We start from the raw sequence: 23,760 nt of genomic DNA, 5'->3' as shown, positions 1-23,760 counted from the left end.
GTTAGAAATTTTTCAGAAAATCAGACAGGTTGTCTTTGTGTTCCAGGTTGAATGCTTTACGGAGGCGGTAGCGAGCCATTTCAACTGATTTTACAGAGATATTATTCAATGAAGCGATGTCTTTGATAGAGAGATTTAACCGGATTTGTGCACAAAGGCGGCGTTCATTTTCTGTAAGGCCCGGATATTTTTGAAGGAGATTAAAGAAGAAGTCTTTATGGATTTCATTTACCGAGAGATTAAAATCCTGGGCATCTTTATTATGATCGAGGTCATGCTGGAATTTATGGACCAGGCGGTTGAAACGGGTGATATTCTCATTTCTGACGTCGTTATGGATATCAAGGCTGGTCAGTTCATCAATAAAATTCCGGATCATTTCATTACGCTGGGAAATGTATAGCGCATAGTTTTTGAGGTCGTTGTCGCGGAATTCCAGTTTACCATTCAGGGCTTCCTTTTCCATCAGGGCGCCATCAAGCTCCTGTTTGATCAGGGCACGTTTAACCTCTTCCAGTTCTTTCTCCTTTTTCTGCTTTTGTTTCATCTTGCTGTAAAACAGCAACCAGATAATAATAAGGAGTACCACCCCTGCTGCCAGCGCATTCCGTTGAAACGCCCGAAGCTCCTTCTGTGCCACCAGCGTGATGATGCGGGTTTCGTTCTCTTTTGCCTCCCGTTGCAGCTTAAGCGCTGAAATAGCTTCACTCTTGTTTTTGGAAAGGATCTGGTTACGGACCCTGGTATATTCCTGCAGTTCGGTGAAAGCCTTTTGGTATTCTCCCAACTCCTGGTATAGCAATACTGAATTGGTAAGGTTATCCAGCAGCTTCTCCTTCTTTGTATTGGAGTTCGATTGGTTGATCAGTACCCTTGCATCCCGGAGGAGCGTTTCCGCCTGCGGATATTCCTTCAGCATAATGCGGGAGTAAGCCATCTGGTTCAGCACCTCCGCATGCGACAATACTTCTGCAGGGTTAATGATTGCCATTGCCTGGTTAAAATCAGCGATGGCCACCTGGTACTTCCCTTGTTCATTCCAGCAAATACCGCGGTTACTCAACGCTGTGGCAATCATCCCTTCCAGATGATTTTGCTTTGCGATGGCGAGCGTGCTATCAAAATACAGGCGGGCCGTTTCAAAATCATCTTTCATCAGGTAAACCAGTCCCAGTGCATTCATAGACACCGCCAGCCGGTGGGGATCGCCGCTTTTTTTATATAATGTGTGCGCCTGCTGGTGGTACTGAAGAGAGAAGTGGGCGTTCTCCGTATCGTAGAAAACCCAGCCCAGGTTTGTAAAGCATCGGGCAATAGCGCTATCATTTCCCCACTCCAGGCAGAGATCCAGTGCATTATAGGCGTAATTGAGCGCCTGGTCGTATTGATCGTTATAGAGATATCCCTCGGAAAGGTTGAGGAGAGAAGCCGCCTGGAGCGGCTTGTTCTTTTCTTTCAGGGAAAGCAGGTAAGCCTCATTGGCCAGTACCAGTGCCACATTGGTGGAATCCTGGTTGTAATGGGCCGCCAGCATATTGAGCGCCGTAATCCTTTCCGGCGTGGTCATGTTTTTATTTGCCAGCAGTTGATTCAGGCTATCCGCATTGAGCTGGGCATTGGCAGTAATGCACGTACAGTAGCAGGCTGCAAGAAGGAGTAGCAATTTCATCATTCAGTCATCATTTTGGCGTGTTCGCGCGCCGATCCGTGGATTTGTGGATTGTAAAATACGGATTATAGGTATGCGAAAAGCGGGAGGGCAATACAATTTATAATCAACCATCCGTCTAAAACAGGAAACAGTAATATCCGGGGAGAATGGGGCATGTGGAAATTACATTGCGGAATAAGTATCATTGGAATCATGTTCAGCCCGGACAGAAAAGGCAGCAGACACAACACAATCATCATAATTAAATTACTGTGCTATTTGCCAGGCGGCAATGCAATAAAGCAAAGCCGCCTGTACTTAGTAAAAATTGGACGTGGAAAATATTATAGTTCCACTTTTCGGGTAAAATAATCTAACAGAATAGCCGGTATGGCCTTTCAAAATTTACTCAAGCGTTGCCTGCACGATCTTTTCAATATCAAATTTTCGCATTTGCATAAACGCCTGGGCTGCTTTACCGGCCTTATTGGGATCGGTCATCAATTTCCCGAGAATAGTAGGTATTACCTGCCAGGAAACGCCAAACTTATCTTTCAACCATCCACACCTGCTTTCTTCGCCGCTTTCGGTTAATTTTCCCCAATAGTGATCTATTTCTTCCTGTGTGTTGCAATGGATCGTTAAGGAAACGCCCTCGTTAAAGGCAAATTTGTGAGCATGTGCACTTTCCATTAGCATAAACTTCTGCCCGGCTAAGGTTATCACGGCATGCTTTACTTTTCCCTCTATATCGGGCTGTTCATGCTGTGAGTAACGGAGTATTCCATCTGTTGCTGAATCCCGGAATATGGAAGTATAATGCTGTATGGCCTCTTCCACACGGCCATACTGATCCCCGACGAACATTAAAAAGGGCGTAATCTTTTGACCCACCGCGGCTACTGTTCCCAGGGTAACCTGCCATGAAATGCCAAACCGGTCGCTCACCCAGCCGTATTTTTCACTCCAGGGATACTTATCCAATGGCATCATTATAAAACCGTCGCTGGATAATCCTTCCCAGATATTATTTAACTCCTCTTCTGTTTCACAGACGTAATACATTGAAATGGATGGATTGGGTCTATACATAGGACCACCATCTAATAGCGTAATATGCTGTCCGGCTATCTCTATTTCGGTGACAACAGGCGACTGCATTACTATTTTTGCGCCGGGAATTAATTTGCAATACAAAGCGGCGGCTTCTTTTGCCTGGTTATCGAACCATAAGCAAGGCGTGATTAATTCTTTCATACATTTAAATTTTGTGTAAAGATGAACCAGCTACCAAACATGGCCTTGTACAAAACCGACATTATTTTTTCTTTAGCCCAAACTGCAGGTACTCATTGGGAGTGGTTGCTGTAAATTCCTTAAAAGAACGGATATAATGGCTCTGATCAAAATAACCATTGGCATATGCCACGTCGGTCAATTTATGAAACTGGCCGGACTTTAACTGGTAAAAAGCCATCTGGAACTGGCAGATCCGCCTGTATTCGCTGGCCGTTATACCTACATATTTTTTAAAGATCCGTTGAAATGTTCTTTCGGTGAGACTAAGCTCCTGCAGCATTTGTGCCAACACATCGGCTTCCGGGTTTTCCAATATTTTATCGGTCGCATACCGGATAATCCTGCATTCCCGCTGGTTGGCTGTAACCTGGGAAAGAATAAACTGGTGTAGCACCTCCACTTTCTCGGCTGTTGATGGAGCATAGGCTAGTTGAATGGTCAATGCCATTGCCTTTTGTGGATTCCAACGATTCAGCCCGATGGCTTCATTTTTTAACTGCTGTGCAGATAGCTTAAAAACAGGCCCTATGGCAAATGGTTTGAAGAAAAATGCGATCAGGGTAGCATTCCCCCATTCGGCCCATCTTTCTGAAGGAACGGTCTTTCCGAACAGCGACAGGGCGACTTTCCTTATGCTGTGTTGTACACAATAAAGCCGGCATGCCGTTGGTAAATATGGGCAAGTCATCCGGCTCAGGGGGATCGGCCCTGTCCAGAATTAAGACGGTTTGGACAATGTCTTTTAATACCGGGTCTATTTTATTATACCATTGTTGCATATAGAAATCAATAGTAGCTTTTTTGATAATCCGGATGGGATGTCGTCCGTTTTATTCACACTGGTTTCAATACGTCACAACTAATAAAGGGTCAATAGACGGCCAATTTGATATTTTTTCGGGATATGAAAATAGTATGAGAAAGCCCCTATTTCCCGATACAGAAAGTACATACAATTGAATTTTATATAGTTATCTCTAACTAATCATAAAATGGGGATACTGCTTTCGTAAATTCTACAGGCTATTTCGCAAAATAAATAATAGACTTTCCGCTGTACCAATCACATTTCTCCAAAGATAAAAAGCTTACCCTTCAGATAAATGAATATGCCTTTGTCTATTTCAAGACTCCGAAATTTAGATGCTTGAATTGTGCCTATAACCAAGAATTTTTCACCTAAATTAAGGAATGATACTTTCAATCATCGTAATTAATTTTCACTCGATCATACATCGCTTTTCAACAAAAATATCTAATCTGAGACAAGAATCTACGAAGTAAGGGACAAATTCTCTAAACCAAAATCTCAAAAAACTCGATCTAGATCCTCAAAAATACACATCAACAAATTCATTATCAACAAGTTATAATTTTTTAATATTACCTTTCTTTTTTTTAGATTTGCCACATTATATGCTTTAAGAATAAACAATAAGGGCAGCGTGACATTTTATAACTAATTATGGGAAAATACGATGAGTTTTTAAGAGAGTATCTTAATAAAAAACAAGGATTACTTGGAAGCGAATTATCAGAATTATTGATTGAGGAATTTAATGTTTCTCCCGAAAACGCACGAAAGGTCATTCAGCGAGTAACAAACAATAAAGCAATCTGGTCTAGCAAACCCCTAAGCTTTGGAAAAGGACAATATTTTTACTTCCACCCCGATCAGTACCCTGACAAATTTTTAATAAAAGATCTTGCAAAAGAAAGACGCCCTCCCCTATATAGACTGCTGGATCTACTAGATATTAATGAAGGTGTAATATCCTTCCATGAAGCTCTTAAGGTTACCTCTTCACCAGAAGAGAACTCCACCTCGAAAGTCAGTTTATTGAAAGACATAGTAAATGACCTTGCCAAACTCAAAGTAGTTGTTGAACGAAAAGGTGAAAATGGTAGTAATTTCATCTTATACCGGCATCAGGAAGAAGGAGAGTTGGCTGAACTACGTTACAAGGAACTGATGACTAAACATCAAGACTCTTTGCGGGTGGACACGATGTTTATCCCTGATTTAATTAGGTGGTTAGCAGAATCTAATATTATTACAACTTGGGGGGCTTATCGAAGCTCCAATACACCAGGTTTAGGTAGCACTCATAATAATCTGTCGTGGGATGCCTTTGCTTATACAAAAACTACAGGTATCAATCCAGGTGTTGCGGTTCATGCAGATAAGATAGAGAAACAGACACTTGTAGTAATGGACATAGTTATAAGTAGGACATATTGTATGTCAGACCTACAAGGGTTTATTAGTAGAATTCAAATAAATAATAACTCTGTAAAAGACGCCCAACGAAAGGTATTGCCATTATTGATTTATGCCAATATTGAGCCTCATGTCCAAAATATCGCAAAAAAACTGGGTTTTATGATCTTCAGTATGAGAAAGGTTTATGGTGCCAATATTGGTAAACTTATCGAAGATATCAAGACCATATACGGCAACCTTAACAACGATTTTAGTGAAAGCATTGAAGCGGCACTGAATAAAATCAGCACAAGTGGGCAAACCGAGCAATTAAAAGCATTACGTGGCGCGCTATTTGAAGCTTTAATGAACCCTGTTTTGTCAACACTATATCCCAAAGCTCAATTCCTACCCGGCAAAATTCTGAAGCATCCACAAAAAGATCAAAAAAGAGAATTTGATTATATCTTGGCCTCTTCTCACCCAAAAGAACTTATTTTAGTCGAGTTGAAGGGATATGCGGGTAATTCCTATATTAAACTGGGCGACTCAAATACCAAAAATACACTCCGCTATTTTTTCAGGTCGTCGGTTCCACTGGCTAGTGAGTATTTTAAAACAGATATGATTCTTCAAAATCATAAAATTAAAGCCGTCTTTATTTCAACAGGAAATTATCATTCAGAATGCAACGACTTCATCAATAAAATAAATAGCAGCAGTTATAATCCCAAAAAAATTGGAAAATGTATAATCAATGGTGTGGAACTGCTTGACTTACTAAATGAAGAAGGGTTTGAACACGAAGCTCACGTAATTAAGAAATATTACATAAATGAGCAGGAGGACAATACAGATAGTGATTAGCGATCACCGACGACAATCCAAATATTTATTATTGGTATTAGGTAGATTCATGCGTTCAAAGACACTTCGGAATATCTAGCCTTTATTATTTAACCATTATTAATAACCAAATAGCAATAGATCAATTAATAAAAAAGCCATTCACCTCTTTTAATTAAAACAAAAAATACTTAACTTTAGTCACTTAATGAAATATAGGCCCCAAAGATGAACTAAAGACCCAAATATCTATGATTGAAGATGAAGTTGAATAGAGCATTTTATAACTCACATCTTAGTAAGGTTAAAAACATGCAATTAGAAGACGATTCCCTAAACAAAAAGTATCGTGATAGATTAAGAATACTACTTATAATTTACTTTTTCTCGGAGCCTTATTCCTCTTCCGACAAACTTCATTTAATTGGAGTTCTTAAAAGCGAAGTAAAAATTCAGAAATTGGACTTTCTAATTAGATACCCAAGCTACTTGTGCTATGAGCTTATTCTTAAACTTAGAGAAAATCCAGCAATTGATCAATTAGAAATTAAGAATATAGTTAGAAAAATAATTAAGTCCGAAGAGCCGCAAATAAGAACTATTGACATGAAAAAATTTCTATATGGCGCATGGGAGTATTTAGATAGAACAATTTCATTTTTAAAGGCTCACGGTCTTATTGATTTCAAAAGTGAGTTGGGAAAGGATTTCAAGCAGCGAAAGAAAGAATACTATCTTACCACATTAGGAAAAACAAATATTGAAAAAGCATTAAAGGCACTTCCTAGCATCGGATGGTATGCAGAACGATGCGAACTAATAAAGAAATATTTTGGTGACCTTGGGGGGACCGACCTCAAAGCACTGCAATACCAACATGAAGAATATAAAGACGCTATGATCAATCAGTACATACAAGATATCGAACAGCAGACAACAATTTTATTTAAGGAAGAATTTAAGGAAGCAATATGAACTTTAATTTTGACGATTTTGCCAGGGAAATTCATTCTTCATTTCAAGCGAATTTCACGTTGAACGAAGTTAAAGAAATCCTCCATCTAGAAGATGACGGTTACCAGATAAGTAAGCCGTACTCGATCGGGAAACGCCTACTGCTGCAACGTATTATCTTAAAAGGAAAAAAAGATGGGGAAACATCTTTCAATTACGACAAGCAGTTATTTTCAGGTGTTAACATGTGGGTAGCGGACAACCTAAAAGGAAAATCAACAATATTTAAGGCTATAAAATTTGCACTTACTGGGAAAAATTCTTTAGGGAATAAAATAAAATCCTGGCTTGAACAGATACAACTTGAATTCTCTATTGGAGATGATATCTATACAATTGATCTAGATCTATCAGCATCTTCTCTCAATGCAAGACTATACCATTCCAGCATTGATAATATTCGTCCTGAACTTGATCCAGTCGAAAAATTTAAAAGCGTTAAAGGTTTTGAAAATTTCATTGCGCAATTCTTTTTTGATCAGTTAAATTATTATCCATTAAAAAAAGTACAATCTAATCAGCATTCGCTAAATCTAGTGGAATCAGATATCAGCTGGGGCACCTATTACTCATCCATTTATCTGCAATCCAAAGACTATGGCATGCTAAATATGGGCAACCAACATGGAGGGGTTTTTCAGATGCTATTGGGACTGGATTTTACCTACTCCATCTATGCGTTGGAAGTTATGCAGAAAAAAAAGTCGAGAGATTTAGATATAGAGATGGAAAAAGAAAAGACAATTGACAATACCGATATTGTCAATTCTGAAGCCAATTTAAAGTTGGAACTATTGGAAGTCCAGCAATTAATTGCTGGACTTAAAAATAACTCTAATAGGACTCACATTGAAAAACTGCAACAAGAAATATCGTCTAAAGTTAACTTTAGGGAAAAAATTAGAAAAGGAAATAGAGAAGTAGAGGATCGACTGTATGGCGCAAACGGTGAACATAATTCACTACGACTGGCAATCTCAATTAAAAAAGATCAGATAGATGACATAAAAAAGGAAGTTAGAAAAACAAAAAAAGTAATCACAGAACATCAGGAATATATTGACTCTGGTATTTTCTTCTCCAATCTCAAGGTTACTGAATGTCCACATTGCGAACATACAGTAAATCCTGAGAAATATGCCAATGAAAAAGAAAATCATGTTTGCATGTTATGCGAAAATGACTTGGGAGATAGGGAAAAAGATACATCAGAATGGGAGAACAGAATAGGCGCACTACAGGAAGATCTAAACAAATATGAGGTCCTTATTACCAATGAACAAAATTCTTTAGATTATCTATTAGCTGCAATCGGAAAAATAGAAAAAAATTCAAGAACATATGAAAGGGATTTGGATGCGTTTCATTCACAGCTTTCAAAGATCAACCAGGAAATAGTTGAGATGGAAGAACAGATGTCCAAACTGACTGCGAGTTCCAATGAAAACTATTTTGAGCTTATGGAGAACTTTTTGAAAAGAAAAATCGACATTGAATATAAAATAAATTCAGAAGGAAAGCAAGAAGATAAAAAACTCAATAATAAGCTACAACAGCAAATAGATCTAATACAGTTTGCACGTCAAGTTCTGCTAGACAAAAGAGCAGCAGTTGGGCAAGACATTTTTTCAAATTTGGAAAATCTGATGCTATCCCAACTTCATGCACTTGGGCTTAAAAGCTATACAAGAGTTTTAATAAACCCGGAAAATTTTGCCATATACTATTTTCAAGGAGAGATCAAAAACAATTTTGATGATATTTCTGAAGGGGAACAGCTAAGAGCCAAGTTGGCATTATATCTCAGTCTAATCGAAATGGACATCGTAAAGGGAATAGGAAGACATCCAAAACTAATTATTCTAGATTCTCCAGGCAAAGAGGAAGGCGATGCAACCTTTTTACAAGGTTTAAAAGAATCTCTTATTCATATCGATGAAGCATTTGGTGATAAAGTCCAAGTGTTTGTCGGAACCGCAAACAGAACGCTTCAGAATACAGTACAAGACCTCAAGAGGGTCGATATAAGGCAAACTGACGAATATCTTTTTTGATGGAACAAATACTGACATATAAAGAATTTGCACAAATGGACTCCTCTGAAAAGGCAGATTTTCTAGATATGTTGGTAGAGGTCCAAATATATAAAAGATACAGCATTGCAAAAATCAAACTTCTTTTAAATACCATTATTATTGAAGAAAATAATAACTACTTAAGACGACAGGCACTAGCAAATTTCGCCGAGCTAACATTAATTCGTTATTTTCAACCAGATGCCCTTATTGCAATTTTGTTGGATGATCTTGATGAAAGTGATGAAGTTTTTATTCAAGTATTAAGGTTAAAATTTCTTTTTACCTTCTATAACGGAAATACCGCTATTATCCAAAAGATAGAGCAACTCACCAAGCATACTGATGCAGAGGTCGCCGGTGAGGCATACTTCAGAAAAGGATTGCTTTCTTTTCTGAAAATCACTACTGAAAGTGAGACAGAATATATTGGCAAATTACAAGAGTGTATTATCGCTTTTGGTTTCGCGAGCAATATCGGCGAGAACCGTATAGACGCTCAATACTATCTATCGATAAGCGATTTATTGATGGCCATTCCATTAGGTAATGCGAGTATGATTCACCAACTTCTGGGCTCAGCACTGTCACATCTATGGAATCTAAAATTATTCAGTTCTAACACATCTACATTTAGTATTGAGGCAAACATAGCCATCGTGACCTCCTCCCAATAAATCGGGCCATTGAAAAGTAGAGAAATCGGGCAATAATTCATAATTTAAACATGAAAAATTGCTCATGAAAAAAACAAAATTTACCGAAAGCCAGATTGTGTTTGCGCTTAAGCAGGCGGACAGTGGTGTAAAGGTCCAAGAAGTATGCCGGCAAATGGGTGTCAGCGAAGCTACTTTTTACAACTGGAAGAAAAAGTATGGAGGACTTGGAATGAGTGAGCTAAGGCAACTGAAGCAACTTCAGGACGAAAATGCGAAGCTGAAGCAGATTGTCGCAGATTTAAGCCTGGACAAACAGATGTTGCAGGATGTGCTAAAAAAAAATCTTTGAAAACCCGTCAACTACGGCAGTTGGTAACCCATTTAACTGCCGACTACCAGGTATCCCTTCGAAGAGCCTGCCGCGTAGTTTGCATGCCCTGGTCCAATTGGCATTACCGTTCGCGCCGCCGAGAAGATCGGCACCTTCGCCAACGAATGCGCGAGATTTCAGAGGCGAGGGTCAGATATGGGATGTGGCGGATTTACATACTGTTACGCAGAGAGGGGTTTAAGGACAATCATAAAAGGATTCATAGGATCTACAAAGAAGAAGGGCTTAACCTACGCAGCAAAAGACCACGAAGGAATAAATCAGCGGCACACCGTCTGGAAAGACCCAATATCACTAATTTACACCAATGTTGGAGCATGGATTTCGTAGCCGATGCTCTCTTCGACGGACGTAAATTCAGGTCGTTAACTATAGTCGATAATTTTAGTCGCTACTGCCATGCGATCCGGGTCGGGAAATCCATCAAGGGGATAGATGTAGTGGAGGCTCTGGAAACTCTTAAGCGGGAGAATGGCACCGTCCCAAAACGGATACAAGTCGATAATGGAAGTGAATTTATCTCGAAGGATTTTGATCGATGGGCATATGAAAACAAGGTTGTGCTGGACTATTCTAGACCAGGTAAACCTACAGACAACCCATTCATAGAATCCTTCAACGGTTCATTCAGGGATGAGTGCTTAAACGTAAACTGGTTCTTATCCTTGGATGATGCCTATGAGAAAATTAGCAACTGGGTACAAGAGTATAATACCTTTAGACCACATAGCTCATTAAACGAGCTAACACCTGCTCAGTTTGTAGCCAATTGCAAACAGAACGAATATTGAGATGGTAGAAATAAAAATAAATCCTGATGATAAAAAGACGTCTTTTGCGGCAGTAGAATATAAACCAACGGCATCAGAAAAGACATCTTTTTCCCATCAGTTTTGTATCTTTAGATAGCCCGGCTTTCTCTATCTCACACTGACCCGACAAATGGGGGGACCTCAATAGCCCGGCTTTCTCTATCTCACACTGACCCGACAAATGGGGGGACCTCAATCGCACTTAAACATTTGGTTTCTATAGCAGAAAAAATAACTCAAGAGGAATCTTGGCTAGATTATAGCAAAGAATTAACTGAAATATTTGATTTGCACCAAGCTCTTATGTCTCTTGAGATAGGTACAAATATCTTTCCTAACTCACAATTTGACTATTTTAAACAGAATGTGGCATCCTTTCTAGTAACGCCATTATTCCAATACAATCTCGCTGCAGCAAAAGGTAAAATAGAATCACTACTCAAACAAACGACTTCCAATACTCCCTTTTACATTTTCTTGGGAGATCTGAAGAAATTGTTAGTATTCGAAGAAAGTAAAAAAAAAGAAGTTTCAACCACACTTGCTACACTAGCTCAGCGGTACAGTAAAGTTTCAATCGTCCAAATCCAACAGGACATCCAAAAAATCAATATTGAAGACCCGTCCGATTTGATAGCATTAGTTGCCAGCTATGAAGCGTCATACAAACTTGGCAAGCTTACAGGATTCCCGCAGGGAGAAGAAATACTTTATTCACTATACCACGAATTAATAACCCTTTTGCCAGGCTATTCCAAGGAGAAGTTAACTACTTTTCTTAGTGTTTTAGCGGATGTTATTCGATACGTGATCCGAACTATGAATGAGCCAAAAGATTTCTTCCCTGAATTGTATGACTCTTCGCTAGCAAATGGTAGGACAGAACATGTCTTCCAGGAAAGTTTGTATAAGAATTTGAGGAATTCACAGTTAGCATCTCACTATAGCTACGAACCGAATAAAGCAGCAGCGGGAAGAATTGACGTGACATATGAAGACAACCAGTGTATGTTTCCCCTAGAAGTAAAAAAAACTAAAATATTACCAACATGGAGTCGAATAGCTTCCGATTATTTAGCACAGGCTCAAACCTATACAAATGCTTACGATCAATTGGGCTTCTTTCTTGTTTTTGACCTAACCCCAAAAAATGAAACCAACAATCCGATCAACGACATACGTGAACTTTTCCAAATACAGCATTTGAGTCCGTCTCTTGCACTTGGGAACAATTATCCCAATTATATCATCAGCGTAATTATTCCCGCAAATAAAGTTTCTCCTAGTGATATGTCCACCTATAGATAATACCATTAATAATTCAGTCTTCATAAAGACTTCTCAAACATATGTTTTAAAAAAAGCTAACGATTTCGAAAACAAAGCAGGCTCAATCGTTTATGTCATATCTTTGCAGATTAAGAGAGGAAATAGGATATTTTTGAATAATGAGATATGTAACAAACTAAAAACTACAATCCTTATCTATTCCAAGGGGAAGCTATTTCAATTTAGCAAGTCAAAAAATCTGGCTGGGGCTTTATTACGAAAAAACTATTGAGATAATGAAAATACTTCTCCCATAAAAACGAAAGTATTTAAATCTTTCTTTTTTATAGGTTTGCTTTGAGCTCTTTCATCAAAACATTTATTACAGTATTGGTTAGATCTATACTGTAAAGAATTGACTTTCATAACTCTATTGCAATATTTACAATGATGTTTTTTCATATTTCTGATGCCAAAGTAAATAAATTCTTCGACAGCTTTGTTACACTAATGTCAGATTTATCATTTTTGTGGCATCGCCGTTTGTCTTTCTTTGCTTTTAATTCAAATTTATCATTAGTTAAGCTGACTTCAATTTCGCAATGTGCAGCTTCTTTTATAAAATGGACCTTCCCTGTTGCTAAGTCCTGATAAAAGTCTGAAACTTGATCTGGGAAAATAATTTCATTCAAGTCTGACTGTATGTCATAAAAATTATTATATCGGTTTGCAACATTCGGCTCTAAACATTTATGGATAATTTCCTTAATCTTACTATGAACGTAATATGGGTACTCAGTTCTTGAGGGAAATTTGCATGTTTTGATTGCCTCAGTAAATAGTTTCATATTCGCCTGGAACTCTTTCTTTTTCGCCGCTTTGTCAGGGCGATTTTCTCTGAAAATCTCTATCAAAGTATTGGTATCAATTTTATAGGTTTCCTCTAGTGCTTTCCGATACTGATCATAACAAACCATAGAATAAAGTAATAACCCAAATTGATATATATCTGCTGTTTTATCGATTGCCTTTTTCGTTATGGCTTCTTGTGGTGCAATAGCAGGATAAAGGTTTCCTGGCTCAAATACAATTCCATCTTTTATAAATCTACTTTGACCAAAATCTCCAATAATCATTTTCTTGTCGTCACCTATATAAATGTTGGATGCTTTCAGATCTAGATGTAAAATATCCAAAGAATGCAAATGTATCATTCCTTGAATAATGTCATGGGCAAATCTTATTATCTCATCCAAGCACAAAGTGCGACCTGTATCATAAACGCTCTTAATGTAAGCATTTAATGATCCGTTTTTCAGATAACATGTCACTATCCGGGGTATAGGCTTACCATCTGTAGGAGAATGATCCAAACCGACATAGTAAACAGGAAGTACGCGGGGATGAGATGCTACCGATAGTTTAAATGCTTCTTCAAAGTATTTTTCAAAATCTTCTCTGGAAGTAAGATGGTCTAGAAGAATATCTTTAACAGCAACTTTCCTCTTTAGTCGTTTATCCTCCGCTAAATAGGTTCTAGAGTAAAATCCTTGCTCTTCAAAGTCTTTAGAATGTTCTATTTCAACTATTGTGTTTATCATTTCTTTACTTTTTCGCGGAGAGCTAGTGCAGCTAATAATGTTTCTTTAATTGGATCAACTTCTGCTTTTAATAAATTCCCAAAGGAGCAATCAATGTTATATGTCTTGCTTATAGTGTTAAAATCTTTCTCAAATATATTTTTGTCTTTTAGGATTGTCTGTATATCTACTTTGTAAAAATGCTTATTATATTTTCCTATGTTACCCGCTAATGATAGCATTACGCCTTCCATATACAATTTAAAAATATCTGAATTTTTGGGTCTAGAGTGGAAAGATGTTCTTTCTGTTTTTTTTACAACTATGCCTTCAATGTTATACTGAGATATAAGGGAAATAATATTATCTCTATGCCAATTCAATATTTCAGCAGAATTTTTAGTAAAAGAAAATACTGACGGGCTTTTAAATATATGAAATAAAGCTTGCCCTTCCTCCGTAATTACAACAATTATTACCCTCCCTAATCCTTTTTCAACGGTACAGTTGATGCTCAAGTAGTTCATTATTTTATAATAATTTTTTTGAATTGAAATAGGAAAATAAGGGGCTTCGGGATATATAAACTATAAACGGTATATAGATAAAAGCGCTCTAAGTAATAATACTAGATTAGTGTTGTCCACATAAATGAAATTACTTGTCCAAGTCAAAATCGCTGAGCCTAACGTGCAAAGCATCAGCAATTTTTAACAATGTCGTATAGGATGGATTTGAAACTCCGATTTCAAGCTTTTGCACATAACTTACAGACAACTCTGCAGCGTATGCAAAATTTCTAATGCTTAATTTTTTTGCTTTACGCAATTTTTGAAGCTTTTTCCCAAACTCTTTTAATATTTCTTCCTCCTGAAGGGCATCCATTAAAGGAAGTTCTGCTAAATCTGAAAATATTTTGTACCTCTATAGATGTACAATTGAAAAATTATCCTATCTTTATTGAAGAGAGACTATCAAATCTTTCCATAAAATACTAATTTGGCGATTCTACTAATATAGCATGAATCGTCTCGCAAATGCCTTGGTCCCCGAAACGACCAAATTCCAGACCAACAAGGCAACGGCGAAGCTCACGTCATAAGGCGCGTGGGCTCGCGTTGCTTTGGTCTTTAGGCGCTTGGTCGTGCCAGGGGACGGTAACGCTGAGTCCTGCGCCTTTTTTATACTCACTCCGCAGGCTCCAATTAAACATACTGTAATGGCTTTGGTGGTTAACAACCACTACAATCTTATCATGTCTATTTGAAATTGGAAGCTATGAGTAGATACATCACAACCGGCACACCGGAGAACAATACCCATTTTCAACTGTTCAAAGTGGGTGATGAAACAGGGCTAAACTACATATACAACAACCTATACAAACCGATCTTCTATTACGCCAGGCGCATAATTGAAGACTCATTTGTTATAAACTCTATCCTCCAGGATGCCTTTCTCCGAGCCTGGGATTTCAGAACACGAATGACCAGCATGCTCCACCTTTTCCGATTCATCCGGCTATGTGTCCGGTGGGGGTGCTTCGAATACCTCAGAAAGAAAGTCAGTAAATTCCATCGCAGCTTTATGCACCTTGAATTTCTGGAGAATAGTCATTACGCATCCTTTAACCCAGAGGAAGAGGCAGAATCACCTCACTTGTCAGGGAAGGATCTCGAATGCCTTGAAAGGATTGAAAAGGCGATTCCATATTTACCAGCCAACAGGCAAACCATCATAAGGCTTTACATGCTCTACGGCCTTAACTATAAAGAAATAGCCAAACGGTTCGCCGCTCCGTACCAGCATATAACAACAGAAATTCAGGAAAGCATTGAATCCCTAAAATCAATGTTATTGGCTCCTCCGCCAAAGCAAGCCACCATCAGAAAGGACCATCACGATAACTATAAAACACACCTGACTCCAGAACAAGCCCAGATATATAAGTTACGGCATCAAGACAAATACAGCTTTGACAGGATTTCTCAGGAAACGAACAGACCATTAGCCGATGTAGTAAATCAATACGTTTCAGCCAATCAAACCTTACAAAAAATTCGCAAACATGGAAACAAGAAAAATCATTGTTACTCGTAGAATCCAGCTACTCATCAATAGTGATGATGACCAGGTAAGACATACAATCTGGGAAACGCTGTGGCAATGGCAACATTTCTGTTTCCGGGCCGCCAATCAAATATCTACCCATCACTTTATTCAGGACCAGATAAAGGAATTGTTCTATCTGAAGGATGACACAAAAGTTAAGCTGACTGATGTCCACAAAGATCCGGACGGTATATTAACCACCTCAAAAACCAATACCACTTATCAGTTCCTCAGCAAACGATATAAACAGGAAATGCCAATGGCAATACTAGGGTGTCTAAATAATACCCTTGTATCCACGTACAACAAGGAAAAAGAAGCATACTGGAAAGGGGATAGATCACTGAGGAACTATAAACGCAATATCCCAATACCTATACCGGCAAAGGCTTTGATTAACATAAGTTCTATTGAAAAAAGCAGAAACTACACTTTTTCAATCTATGGGCTTTACTTTAGAACTTATTTCGGAAAGGATCTGGATGACAAGTATAGCATGTGGAAAAGGGCTATAGAAGAAGATTACAAACTTTGTGATAGCTCCCTGCAATTAGACAGTAGTAAAATTTACTTGCTGGCTGTTTTCCAGTTTGATAAGCTGGTGGACAATCTAAAACCTGAGGTGATAGCGGAGGCGTCACTTTCTATGGAAATCCCCGTGGTCGTAAAAATCAATAGGTATCAATATAGGATAGGCACAAAAGAAGACTTCCTCTATCGCAGACTGGCTATCCAGGAAGCTATCCGGCGTTGTCAGAAATCATCTGGCTTTAACAGGACTAAAAATGGTAAAGCGCGGATGCGCCAAAAGGTAAATATCTTCCGCGATGCAGAAAAGAGGTACATCAACTATAAACTCCATGTTTACAGTAAACGGCTGATAGACCTTTGTGTAAAGCATCAAGCGGCCACACTTATTCTGGTGGATCAACAGGAAACAGAAGAACTGGCGAAAGAAGAAAAATTTGTTGTGCGAAATTGGAACTATGGCGGATTACGGCAAAAGATCACTTACAAAGCCAATAAAGCCGGGATTAATATAATTGTAGAATAGCTCCCTGGCTAACAAGAATATTTGAGGGTGCTTGTACACCCGTGGAGTGAGGCTTCATGTGTACTCACTAAATATCTTTCCTTTTATGGTATCCATATAAGGGGTGTATACAATTACATGGTTCGCGGCTCATCCTGCAACCGTACCAGGAAGGCTGAAAGCTATATACAACAGAGTCAGTACTCGACAAACAATTAAACCATTTTTATTATTCACCTAACCTCCAACAATTATGGAAAATAGTAACCCGCTAATCAATTCATCTGAAATAGAAGATGATTACAGCCAACGGCCATTCAGGCTTAACCAACAAGAAATAAATAACCCACAATTGGTAATTACTGATTTCTGGGAAAGATATTCCCTTCAGAGCTTTAGAGAACATCTATGGAATGGATTTATTAAAAATCTGCTTATGGGCAACATTGATCCATTAGGAACAACTGAACTATACATCGACATGGAAAGAATGATTGAAGTTACTTTTCTTCTCAAAAATCAGGTTACTGATAATACACATGAAAACAAATAACTTCCAGGATCAGGCATGTCCAGGATTATAAATAATTACATTAGCAACATATTAACTTTCATCTAATACAATATCGAAATGGTAGTCGTTGGTGATCTTCATGGAGGTTATCCGGAAATACTTTCCAAGATCAAAAAATTCGGACTGGAAAACTCTTCCTTTATACAGGTTGGAGACTGGGGGCTTGGCTTTCAGCATAAAGATCTTGACATAAAAGCATTGTCTCAAATTGATAAATTTCTTAGGGAGAAGGAAAACCATCTGTACATATTGAGAGGCAATCATGATAATAAGTGGTTCTGGGATCACAGGGATACTTTCAATCTTCAAAACGTCAAACTGGTACAGGATTACGAAGTACTTGAAATAGAAGATCGAAAGGTCATATTTATTGGCGGTGGTATATCCATTGACAGGCTAAGCAGGACACCCGGCAAAGACTACTGGCCGGACGAAGAAATCAAATTTGATGAAGCATTACTAAAATCAGCATGCGCTCAAGGCATTGATATGGCTGTTTCCCATATAGCCCCTAAAGAAACATGGCCTTACACCTTTGACCCCATCGTTCTTAATTTTATTGTTAAGGAGATGGCTGCTGGCAAAGACCTAGCTACTGATCTGGAAAACGAACGGCTGATAATGAGCCAGATCTACTCATATCTTAAGGCTGCCGGATGTCGGAAATGGTATTATGGTCACTATCATGAATCCCATATGGAAGAAAGAGACGGAGTAATTTTCAGATGCGTAGCTATACAGGAAATGTATGACACAAAATAATCTAACACAGATATATTGGTTAGAAGGCTTCAGCGGAGTTGCTCACGGCAAACATGTTATTTCTATTGAAGACTTCCCGGAATTTCTTAAAAGATGTAATGAAACCGGGCTGCAGGTGGTTGGTTTAAAAATCGGCAACCCGGTTCAATATCTGGAATGTATTCTTCACGCCAACGATAGCTATATTCAGCAATTTGGTAAGACAGCACAGGAAACTTGGTATTTCAGACAGTAGCAACTACTGATTCATGCGACTCGCTTTCTTTCTCAATTCCCTTGCAGACTGTTCTTGTTCAGTTGCCAATCGTAGCATTTCCAGCCGATCATTTTTCAATTGCTCCTGATGCAGCACACTATCCCGCATGACAGAATTACAATAATATAGGCTATCGGTAGTAATTAATAATTGTTGAATAGACTTATTCCCCTGCAATTTCAGGAAGCGGTATTTTGTATCTGATGCTTTATACTGCTTCAGATTATCAGCCGCATTATACCACCCCATACTCAGGACAGCAACAACTACCACCAGAGCTATCACTATAAAAATAACCTTTGGCAAATGATGATGATGGGTAAGATTCTCCGTCCGGGGAGTTTTCATGATCCGGATATTTTCAGATAAAGCAGCAGTTAGCGTGACGACTTCTTCTTTAGGTAAGGAATGTCGAATGAAAGTACCGTGCATTTCCTTCCATATTTCGACAATCTTACCGGAGCTATCGGGGATAGCCTTTACTTTTTCATCCAAGTCCTGCAGTGATTTTTCTTGCTTGTCTAACTTGGCAGCAAGTGTTTCTATAATCTGATGCATGATTTAATATTTTGAAGATGTCAAAGAGATGGGCCTTTTTTCTTTCTTCTCCTTTTTCTATCAAATGCCTCCTGGGTCAATTCATACGGAATAAAATTACCAGTCATCTCAGGTTGTAATAACCATTCAATAAGGTTTGCTAAATTTTGAATACCCAACGTCAGAGGAGAACCGGTATTATACTGGAACCAATCATTATCCGTATAGTGAATATTTTTTCCGAATTGTTTTCGGGAAAGTGATTCAAGATTCTTTTGTTCCAGTTGCTTACCTGCCAGCTCCTTTTTCAGGGATAAAATCTTCTCAATTTTTGAAAGGGAGAAGCCGACGTCGCTTCCTTTAATCTTTACTTTCTTTCCATCAATAAAAGAAATACCTCGACCTTTAATCACTGTATAACCCAATGAGCGCATAGCTTTTTCAAAGGAAGGATAATCACTTACCTCCCTTAAAGTTTTTCGGATATGGTCCTTCAGCTTTATTTTCCTTTGATCCTGCCGGGGAATTAATTGCTGGTCTTTCGATAAAAACGCTTTCGGACTCAATACTTGTGTCAATCCGAGTTTCTGTTCCTGCTTCCGGCAAAATGCTGCCATTCGCCTATAGCTATTACTATCACTGGCCGCTTTACCATCAAGTCCTACCCTGTTTACTACTATATGAAAATGCTGCTCACGGGTATCTTTATGAAAAACCATCAGGTACTGATGATCTTCAACATTAAATTCCTTTACCAAAGCTTCCCCCAGCTCAATCAGTTGATCTTTGGTCAAATGATCACCTTCAGCCAGTCTAACGGAAAGATGAAATGCTGGTTTTTCAACTCTCTTACTCAAGTGGGCTACATCCCTAAACTGTTCAGCCATCTCATACTTATCGCCGAAACAATTATTAAAAGCAAGTATTTCGGCTCTATCCTTGTGCTGAACACCATCCCTTAAAGACATTTCCCTTTTCTGCTTTTCGGACAAATCTTTTTTATCTTCCAATACATAGCTGATAAGATGATAAAAAGAACTTCCGGTTACTACTGTGCCGATCACCTGAGATAATTTTTAATCTCCACTGCAATTCCCTTCAGCACCGGCACCATGTTTTGAAGGTTTACCAGCTCCATCATTGATAAGTCTTCATCCTTATTGCGCTTTTTGGCTACCTGGTTGATGTTGGCAGCTATATGATTAAGTGTTCCGGATAGCGCCAATACTTCAGCAGGGAGTACTTTAATCTGCTGATCAACCTTACCGTTTACTGACATCCGCCTGATATACTCTGATATATTCAGGTTTAATTCCTTTGCCTTTTGGGCAATGACCATCTTTTCATAAGCTGAACATTTGAATGTCAGGATAATATTTTTCCTGACTTCTTTTGAAGGACGCCCTCCTTTACTCCTCTGCCTCTTATAATTCTGCGTCATAATTCAATTCATTTTATTCTTTGAATCCGCCGTCAGCGGATGAAAAAACCTGTCCACAAATGCGATAGCATGCGGTGGGTCAGAAGTTTTGGTATTACCAAAACATAGCTGGCTATACCGAGCCTCAAGACCCATATGCTCCCGCCCGCATGGTTTTCCTACACTATAATTTGTCGTCTGATTTGGGAGAAACTATCTTTTTACCTTCCCCTTCAGGCCCGTTTTTCTTAGGTCCGGGCTTAGCTAATTTGTTCTGAGGCGGTAACTCCATCTCAAAAATCATGGGGTTATCGATCCCGTGTTTATAGATATTTTTTTTCAAGTCCATCCAAAGTTGAATATTATAATCCGCTAGTTCTAGCAATTCGTCACGGGTTAACCTGAAGGGATTATGCACAGATGCGGGGGAATTACTTTCCGAAACTCCATCATTGCAGGCAAGTATATTGGGGCGATACCCTTCTCCAAGTTCCAATGATTTCCCTATAGCCATGCTATTTCCAAATAACTTAATCTGCTTACCAGAACTTAATTGCAGTGTTTTTCTTTTGAAATCTGCCATAATTTGAGATTTTTAATAATTGAATAATTACTCCTGAGAGGAGTGGGTTACAGTGAAAAGAAAAAGGAGCATCATTCTCCATTCCCTTTTCTGAGGCTAACCTGGGCGTAGCTTATTGAGGTTGTCTTGTGGGCGTTTGCTGGTTTCCGCAGGGTTAGAATGGATGAGAAATTGATTCAAGTCCTTGTAGTTCCCATATAGGTAACTGCAATCCCGGTATTTCTTATCCAGAGATAACGCCTGATGCGTTTGGATAATACCTGCTTTGTCTCTATCCAAATACAGATGAATAGTCTGATGTCCCTCCATTAATTCCCGGCTCTTTTTAAAGAAGGATAAAGAATTTAGTACCAGGTAGTTGGTCACCGGCGGGTCTTTCTCCCGATGGATCATCAGGAAAGATAGAAAACTGAAGAAGCCTTCAAATACGAATACTTCAGATGCGCCATTATCAATAAACGTAGTTGCCTTGGGGCTGGAACTCCCCTTAAAATAAGGATTGCGCAATTCATACCCGCCGACATCATTCTTAAAACCGATGGCATAATAATCCTTTCCATAAAGGGAGTACCGAATTTCCCGGCAAAACTGCTGGGCAAGCTGCAGGGGAATACAGCGCACTTCCAGGTAATAGAGCAGGGCCGGTGAAGTAATCGGTGCATCCCCTATCACCCGGATTTTTTCTTCACTGGAAAAATGGGGAGCTGGCCCCACTGGTGGAGGCTGAGAGATAACCTGGTGCCGGTGAAAAGAAAGAAAAGTTTGCAGCTTCTCCAAAACTTGAGGAATGGTACAATGATGGAACAACATTCCAAAGTCTACAATACTTCCTCCTTGACCAATTCCAAAATCATAAAACAAATTCAGTCTGCGGTTAACCTTAAAGGAGGCAGTATTCTCTTCCCGGAACGGAGATAAATACCAATAATCCTGACTTAGGATCTTCTGAGGCTTGTAGCCGAGGGATGCCAGGTAATCAACCATGTCGATCCGCTTTGCCTCGGCAATGGGGAAATCATCTGTTACCATAAAATTGTTTGAGATGGGTAAAAAGGGTTAATCTTCAGGTTTCTGGTTCATGGATCGAATCCGCTTAATATCTTCCTCCAGCTCAGACAGGTAAAACACCTTCTTACGCTCGCCCAGGTCATGGCGGCGGATCAGGGACATTTGCACGAACTTCCGGAGTGTGGGGGCGGAAACACCAATAATTTTACAAGCCTGCTGAATGTTTAGGGGTGTTTCTGATAGACCCTTGGATAGGTTATTTTCTTGGAGGCAGGACTTAACGATATTTTCAATAAAGAGCCTTGCTTGCTCTATACTGAAACCAATAAATTGCATTTGCTCACTCATATCTCTTCACTATTGATTCAGAGCAAATATGAATGCAAAAAATACCGATTTAAGGCAAAATCCGGAAAAAAGATGCAAAATCCGGACTTTATTTGTAGGATGGTGATTGCTTATTTTCTTCTATTGGCGGCTAACTCCTTCTTAATCAGTTCAATTACGGGGTGTATGTCTTTCTCCTGTTTTTGGCGCTTTTGACGACTAATCTTACCCATACTCACCTCAGAAAAACTGGAAAATGGGGTTCCATTTGCCTTAAATACCCGAACCTTCTTTTCAATTACCTGCCAGGATACAACGAGTCCTTTTACCTCCTTCAATGACAGGAAGATGATTTTTAAGGATTGATTATCGAAATGGTCTTTCTTGATAAGCTCTAATTCAGGGCTGTCTTCAGTACTAAATATCTTACTAAAAATATCAAGATGGTAGGGGACTCGAAAGTATGGTTGGAGGGTGTCATATAAAAACTCAATCACTTTCTTACAAGTAGCGGGAGAAAGTTCATCATTTAATTTCAGATAATTATAGCTGCTTGCTTCCCTTTCCCGCTTCTCCATGTTGGGTAAAGCAACTTGTTTTGGAGAGGTAGCGGATTCCTCAATTGGATTTATGACTCTATCCCTCCCAATCTCCCTTTGCAGAGTTTGCAAGTAATCCAATAATATGGTCCTTTGCTGCATGTCGTTTTCCATTATCTTCAAGAAGTCCATATTCTTCTGAAAGTTAAATTTCTTCCGCAACGCCCATTGTTGTCTGTTGTCCGCCTCGTCTAATTTATACTGATATGCCTGAGGATATTCCTTCAGCATCTTTATTAAATACTCCAACTTTTCGGCATCAAAATGCTGTTTCTCCAACTTTGTGAATATCTCAATTCGTAGAATCGACTCTTCAAAGTTAAAATATAGGTAACGACTACACCAGTCAAAATGATTTATCAGGCTATCAAAATTTAAGGGGAAGGGGCATTTTATAAATGAAATACAGTAGTGATTATGTAAAGCATGGTTAGCTAATTTATCAAAGTCAATTGTCCAACGAGAGGATTTCTTCGCCTGGTCATGATATGGGATTTCCCTCACAAAGGCATTTGTTTCAGCTACTCTAACACTAAAGGGGACATCTTTCAATTGCTCCAATTGGGTCATATCATAGTTGATTTTAGCAAAAATGGATATAATCAATATACGAAATTATTATCAGGATAGACGCTTAATTGATAACATATTATTAAAATATTAATTCAAAAATCTTTTGCATAACAAGTGATTAACCGCCCCTAATTTATTTTCTTAATAAATTGCTCCGCTTAATTAGTAAGCCGGATT

General features: G+C 38.7%; 24 protein-coding genes. 11 read left to right on the top strand and 13 right to left on the bottom strand.

Features of this window, described 5'->3' with window-relative positions; all coding sequences use genetic code 11:
- Position 1: 1 nt before the first annotated feature.
- From QFZ48_RS14450 to QFZ48_RS14440, 3 genes are all read right to left on the bottom strand, one after another.
- Positions 2-1,672 (bottom strand): tetratricopeptide repeat protein, encoded by a 1,671-nt coding sequence (locus QFZ48_RS14450; protein WP_429062751.1) that lies wholly within the window; start codon positions 1,670-1,672, stop codon positions 2-4.
- A 384-nt stretch (positions 1,673-2,056) separates the two neighbouring features.
- Positions 2,057-2,908: a VOC family protein gene (locus tag QFZ48_RS14445; protein WP_429062749.1), complete on the bottom strand. Its 852-nt coding sequence runs from the start codon at positions 2,906-2,908 to the stop codon at positions 2,057-2,059.
- Positions 2,909-2,969: 61 nt separating this feature from the next.
- Positions 2,970-3,638 (bottom strand): helix-turn-helix domain-containing protein, encoded by a 669-nt coding sequence (locus QFZ48_RS14440; protein WP_429062747.1) that lies wholly within the window; start codon positions 3,636-3,638, stop codon positions 2,970-2,972.
- A 777-nt stretch (positions 3,639-4,415) separates the two neighbouring features.
- Between QFZ48_RS14440 and QFZ48_RS14435 the strand changes: the two genes are divergently transcribed.
- The 6 genes from QFZ48_RS14435 (at position 4,416) to QFZ48_RS14410 (ending at position 12,258) form a co-directional block, all read left to right on the top strand.
- On the top strand, positions 4,416-6,020 hold the full coding sequence (locus QFZ48_RS14435; RefSeq protein WP_429062745.1) for a hypothetical protein: 1,605 nt from the start codon (positions 4,416-4,418) through the stop codon (positions 6,018-6,020).
- A gap of 291 nt (positions 6,021-6,311) precedes the next feature.
- The gene (locus QFZ48_RS14430; protein WP_429062744.1) at positions 6,312-6,974 is read left to right on the top strand and encodes a hypothetical protein; all 663 of its coding nucleotides are present in this window, start codon (positions 6,312-6,314) and stop codon (positions 6,972-6,974) included.
- A complete protein-coding gene (locus tag QFZ48_RS14425; RefSeq protein WP_429062743.1) occupies positions 6,971-9,067 on the top strand; it encodes a hypothetical protein in 2,097 nt (698 codons plus the stop codon). Before QFZ48_RS14430 ends, QFZ48_RS14425 begins: the two co-directional genes overlap by 4 nt.
- Positions 9,067-9,765 carry a hypothetical protein gene (locus QFZ48_RS14420; RefSeq protein ID WP_429062742.1) on the top strand — a complete coding sequence of 233 codons (699 nt, stop codon included), beginning with the start codon at positions 9,067-9,069 and terminating at the stop codon, positions 9,763-9,765. The genes QFZ48_RS14425 and QFZ48_RS14420 overlap by 1 nt, the downstream gene beginning before the upstream one ends.
- A gap of 64 nt (positions 9,766-9,829) precedes the next feature.
- Positions 9,830-10,929 (top strand): IS3 family transposase gene (locus QFZ48_RS14415; RefSeq protein WP_394349268.1). Its coding sequence is split into 2 segments (ribosomal slippage): positions 9,830-10,085 and positions 10,085-10,929, totalling 1,101 coding nucleotides; the frame shifts between segments, so codons are not numbered across the junction.
- Between the two features lie 231 nt (positions 10,930-11,160).
- Positions 11,161-12,258 (top strand): hypothetical protein, encoded by a 1,098-nt coding sequence (locus QFZ48_RS14410; RefSeq protein ID WP_429062740.1) that lies wholly within the window; start codon positions 11,161-11,163, stop codon positions 12,256-12,258.
- Between the two features lie 419 nt (positions 12,259-12,677).
- On the opposite strand, the gene QFZ48_RS14405 is transcribed toward QFZ48_RS14410, so the two are convergent.
- The 3 genes from QFZ48_RS14405 to QFZ48_RS14395 all read right to left on the bottom strand — a co-directional run bounded on the left by QFZ48_RS14405 (position 12,678) and on the right by QFZ48_RS14395 (position 14,684).
- Positions 12,678-13,820 carry a protein kinase domain-containing protein gene (locus QFZ48_RS14405; protein ID WP_429062738.1) on the bottom strand — a complete coding sequence of 381 codons (1,143 nt, stop codon included), beginning with the start codon at positions 13,818-13,820 and terminating at the stop codon, positions 12,678-12,680.
- Positions 13,817-14,317 (bottom strand): hypothetical protein, encoded by a 501-nt coding sequence (locus QFZ48_RS14400; RefSeq protein WP_429062736.1) that lies wholly within the window; start codon positions 14,315-14,317, stop codon positions 13,817-13,819. Before QFZ48_RS14400 ends, QFZ48_RS14405 begins: the two co-directional genes overlap by 4 nt.
- 139 nt (positions 14,318-14,456) lie before the next feature.
- Complete coding sequence (locus QFZ48_RS14395) at positions 14,457-14,684, bottom strand: helix-turn-helix domain-containing protein (RefSeq protein ID WP_429062734.1); 228 nt, start codon at positions 14,682-14,684, stop codon at positions 14,457-14,459.
- 393 nt (positions 14,685-15,077) lie between these two features.
- Between QFZ48_RS14395 and QFZ48_RS14390 the strand changes: the two genes are divergently transcribed.
- The 5 genes from QFZ48_RS14390 to QFZ48_RS14370 all read left to right on the top strand — a co-directional run bounded on the left by QFZ48_RS14390 (position 15,078) and on the right by QFZ48_RS14370 (position 18,515).
- Positions 15,078-15,899, top strand: coding sequence for an RNA polymerase sigma factor (locus tag QFZ48_RS14390; RefSeq protein ID WP_429062732.1), 822 nt, complete (start codon positions 15,078-15,080; stop codon positions 15,897-15,899).
- On the top strand, positions 15,868-16,965 hold the full coding sequence (locus tag QFZ48_RS14385; RefSeq protein WP_429062731.1) for a hypothetical protein: 1,098 nt from the start codon (positions 15,868-15,870) through the stop codon (positions 16,963-16,965). Before QFZ48_RS14390 ends, QFZ48_RS14385 begins: the two co-directional genes overlap by 32 nt.
- A gap of 232 nt (positions 16,966-17,197) precedes the next feature.
- Complete coding sequence (locus QFZ48_RS14380; protein WP_429062729.1) at positions 17,198-17,497, top strand: hypothetical protein; 300 nt, start codon at positions 17,198-17,200, stop codon at positions 17,495-17,497.
- 78 nt (positions 17,498-17,575) lie between these two features.
- On the top strand, positions 17,576-18,280 hold the full coding sequence (locus QFZ48_RS14375; protein WP_429062727.1) for a metallophosphoesterase: 705 nt from the start codon (positions 17,576-17,578) through the stop codon (positions 18,278-18,280).
- A complete protein-coding gene (locus tag QFZ48_RS14370; RefSeq protein ID WP_429062725.1) occupies positions 18,267-18,515 on the top strand; it encodes a hypothetical protein in 249 nt (82 codons plus the stop codon). The genes QFZ48_RS14375 and QFZ48_RS14370 overlap by 14 nt, the downstream gene beginning before the upstream one ends.
- 3 nt (positions 18,516-18,518) lie before the next feature.
- On the opposite strand, the gene QFZ48_RS14365 is transcribed toward QFZ48_RS14370, so the two are convergent.
- The 7 genes from QFZ48_RS14365 to QFZ48_RS14335 form a co-directional block, all read right to left on the bottom strand.
- Positions 18,519-19,094: a hypothetical protein gene (locus tag QFZ48_RS14365; RefSeq protein ID WP_429062723.1), complete on the bottom strand. Its 576-nt coding sequence runs from the start codon at positions 19,092-19,094 to the stop codon at positions 18,519-18,521.
- Between the two features lie 20 nt (positions 19,095-19,114).
- The gene (locus tag QFZ48_RS14360) at positions 19,115-20,137 is read right to left on the bottom strand and encodes a relaxase/mobilization nuclease domain-containing protein (protein WP_429062722.1); all 1,023 of its coding nucleotides are present in this window, start codon (positions 20,135-20,137) and stop codon (positions 19,115-19,117) included.
- The gene (locus QFZ48_RS14355; protein WP_429062720.1) at positions 20,134-20,514 is read right to left on the bottom strand and encodes a plasmid mobilization protein; all 381 of its coding nucleotides are present in this window, start codon (positions 20,512-20,514) and stop codon (positions 20,134-20,136) included. Before QFZ48_RS14355 ends, QFZ48_RS14360 begins: the two co-directional genes overlap by 4 nt.
- A gap of 163 nt (positions 20,515-20,677) precedes the next feature.
- Positions 20,678-21,076: a hypothetical protein gene (locus tag QFZ48_RS14350; RefSeq protein ID WP_429062718.1), complete on the bottom strand. Its 399-nt coding sequence runs from the start codon at positions 21,074-21,076 to the stop codon at positions 20,678-20,680.
- Positions 21,077-21,172: 96 nt separating this feature from the next.
- Positions 21,173-22,105, bottom strand: a complete 933-nt coding sequence (locus tag QFZ48_RS14345) for a CHC2 zinc finger domain-containing protein (protein WP_429062716.1) — start codon at positions 22,103-22,105, stop codon at positions 21,173-21,175.
- Positions 22,106-22,132: 27 nt separating this feature from the next.
- Entirely contained in the window at positions 22,133-22,432 is a 300-nt protein-coding gene (locus QFZ48_RS14340; protein WP_429062714.1) for a hypothetical protein, read from the bottom strand.
- Positions 22,433-22,542: 110 nt separating this feature from the next.
- On the bottom strand, positions 22,543-23,580 hold the full coding sequence (locus QFZ48_RS14335) for a hypothetical protein (protein WP_429062713.1): 1,038 nt from the start codon (positions 23,578-23,580) through the stop codon (positions 22,543-22,545).
- Positions 23,581-23,760 lie beyond the last annotated feature (180 nt).

Origin of the sequence: Chitinophaga sp. W2I13 (assembly GCF_050434005.1) — a bacterium.
GTDB lineage: Bacteria > Bacteroidota > Bacteroidia > Chitinophagales > Chitinophagaceae > Chitinophaga.
This window is presented reverse-complemented; position numbering and strand designations above follow the sequence as displayed.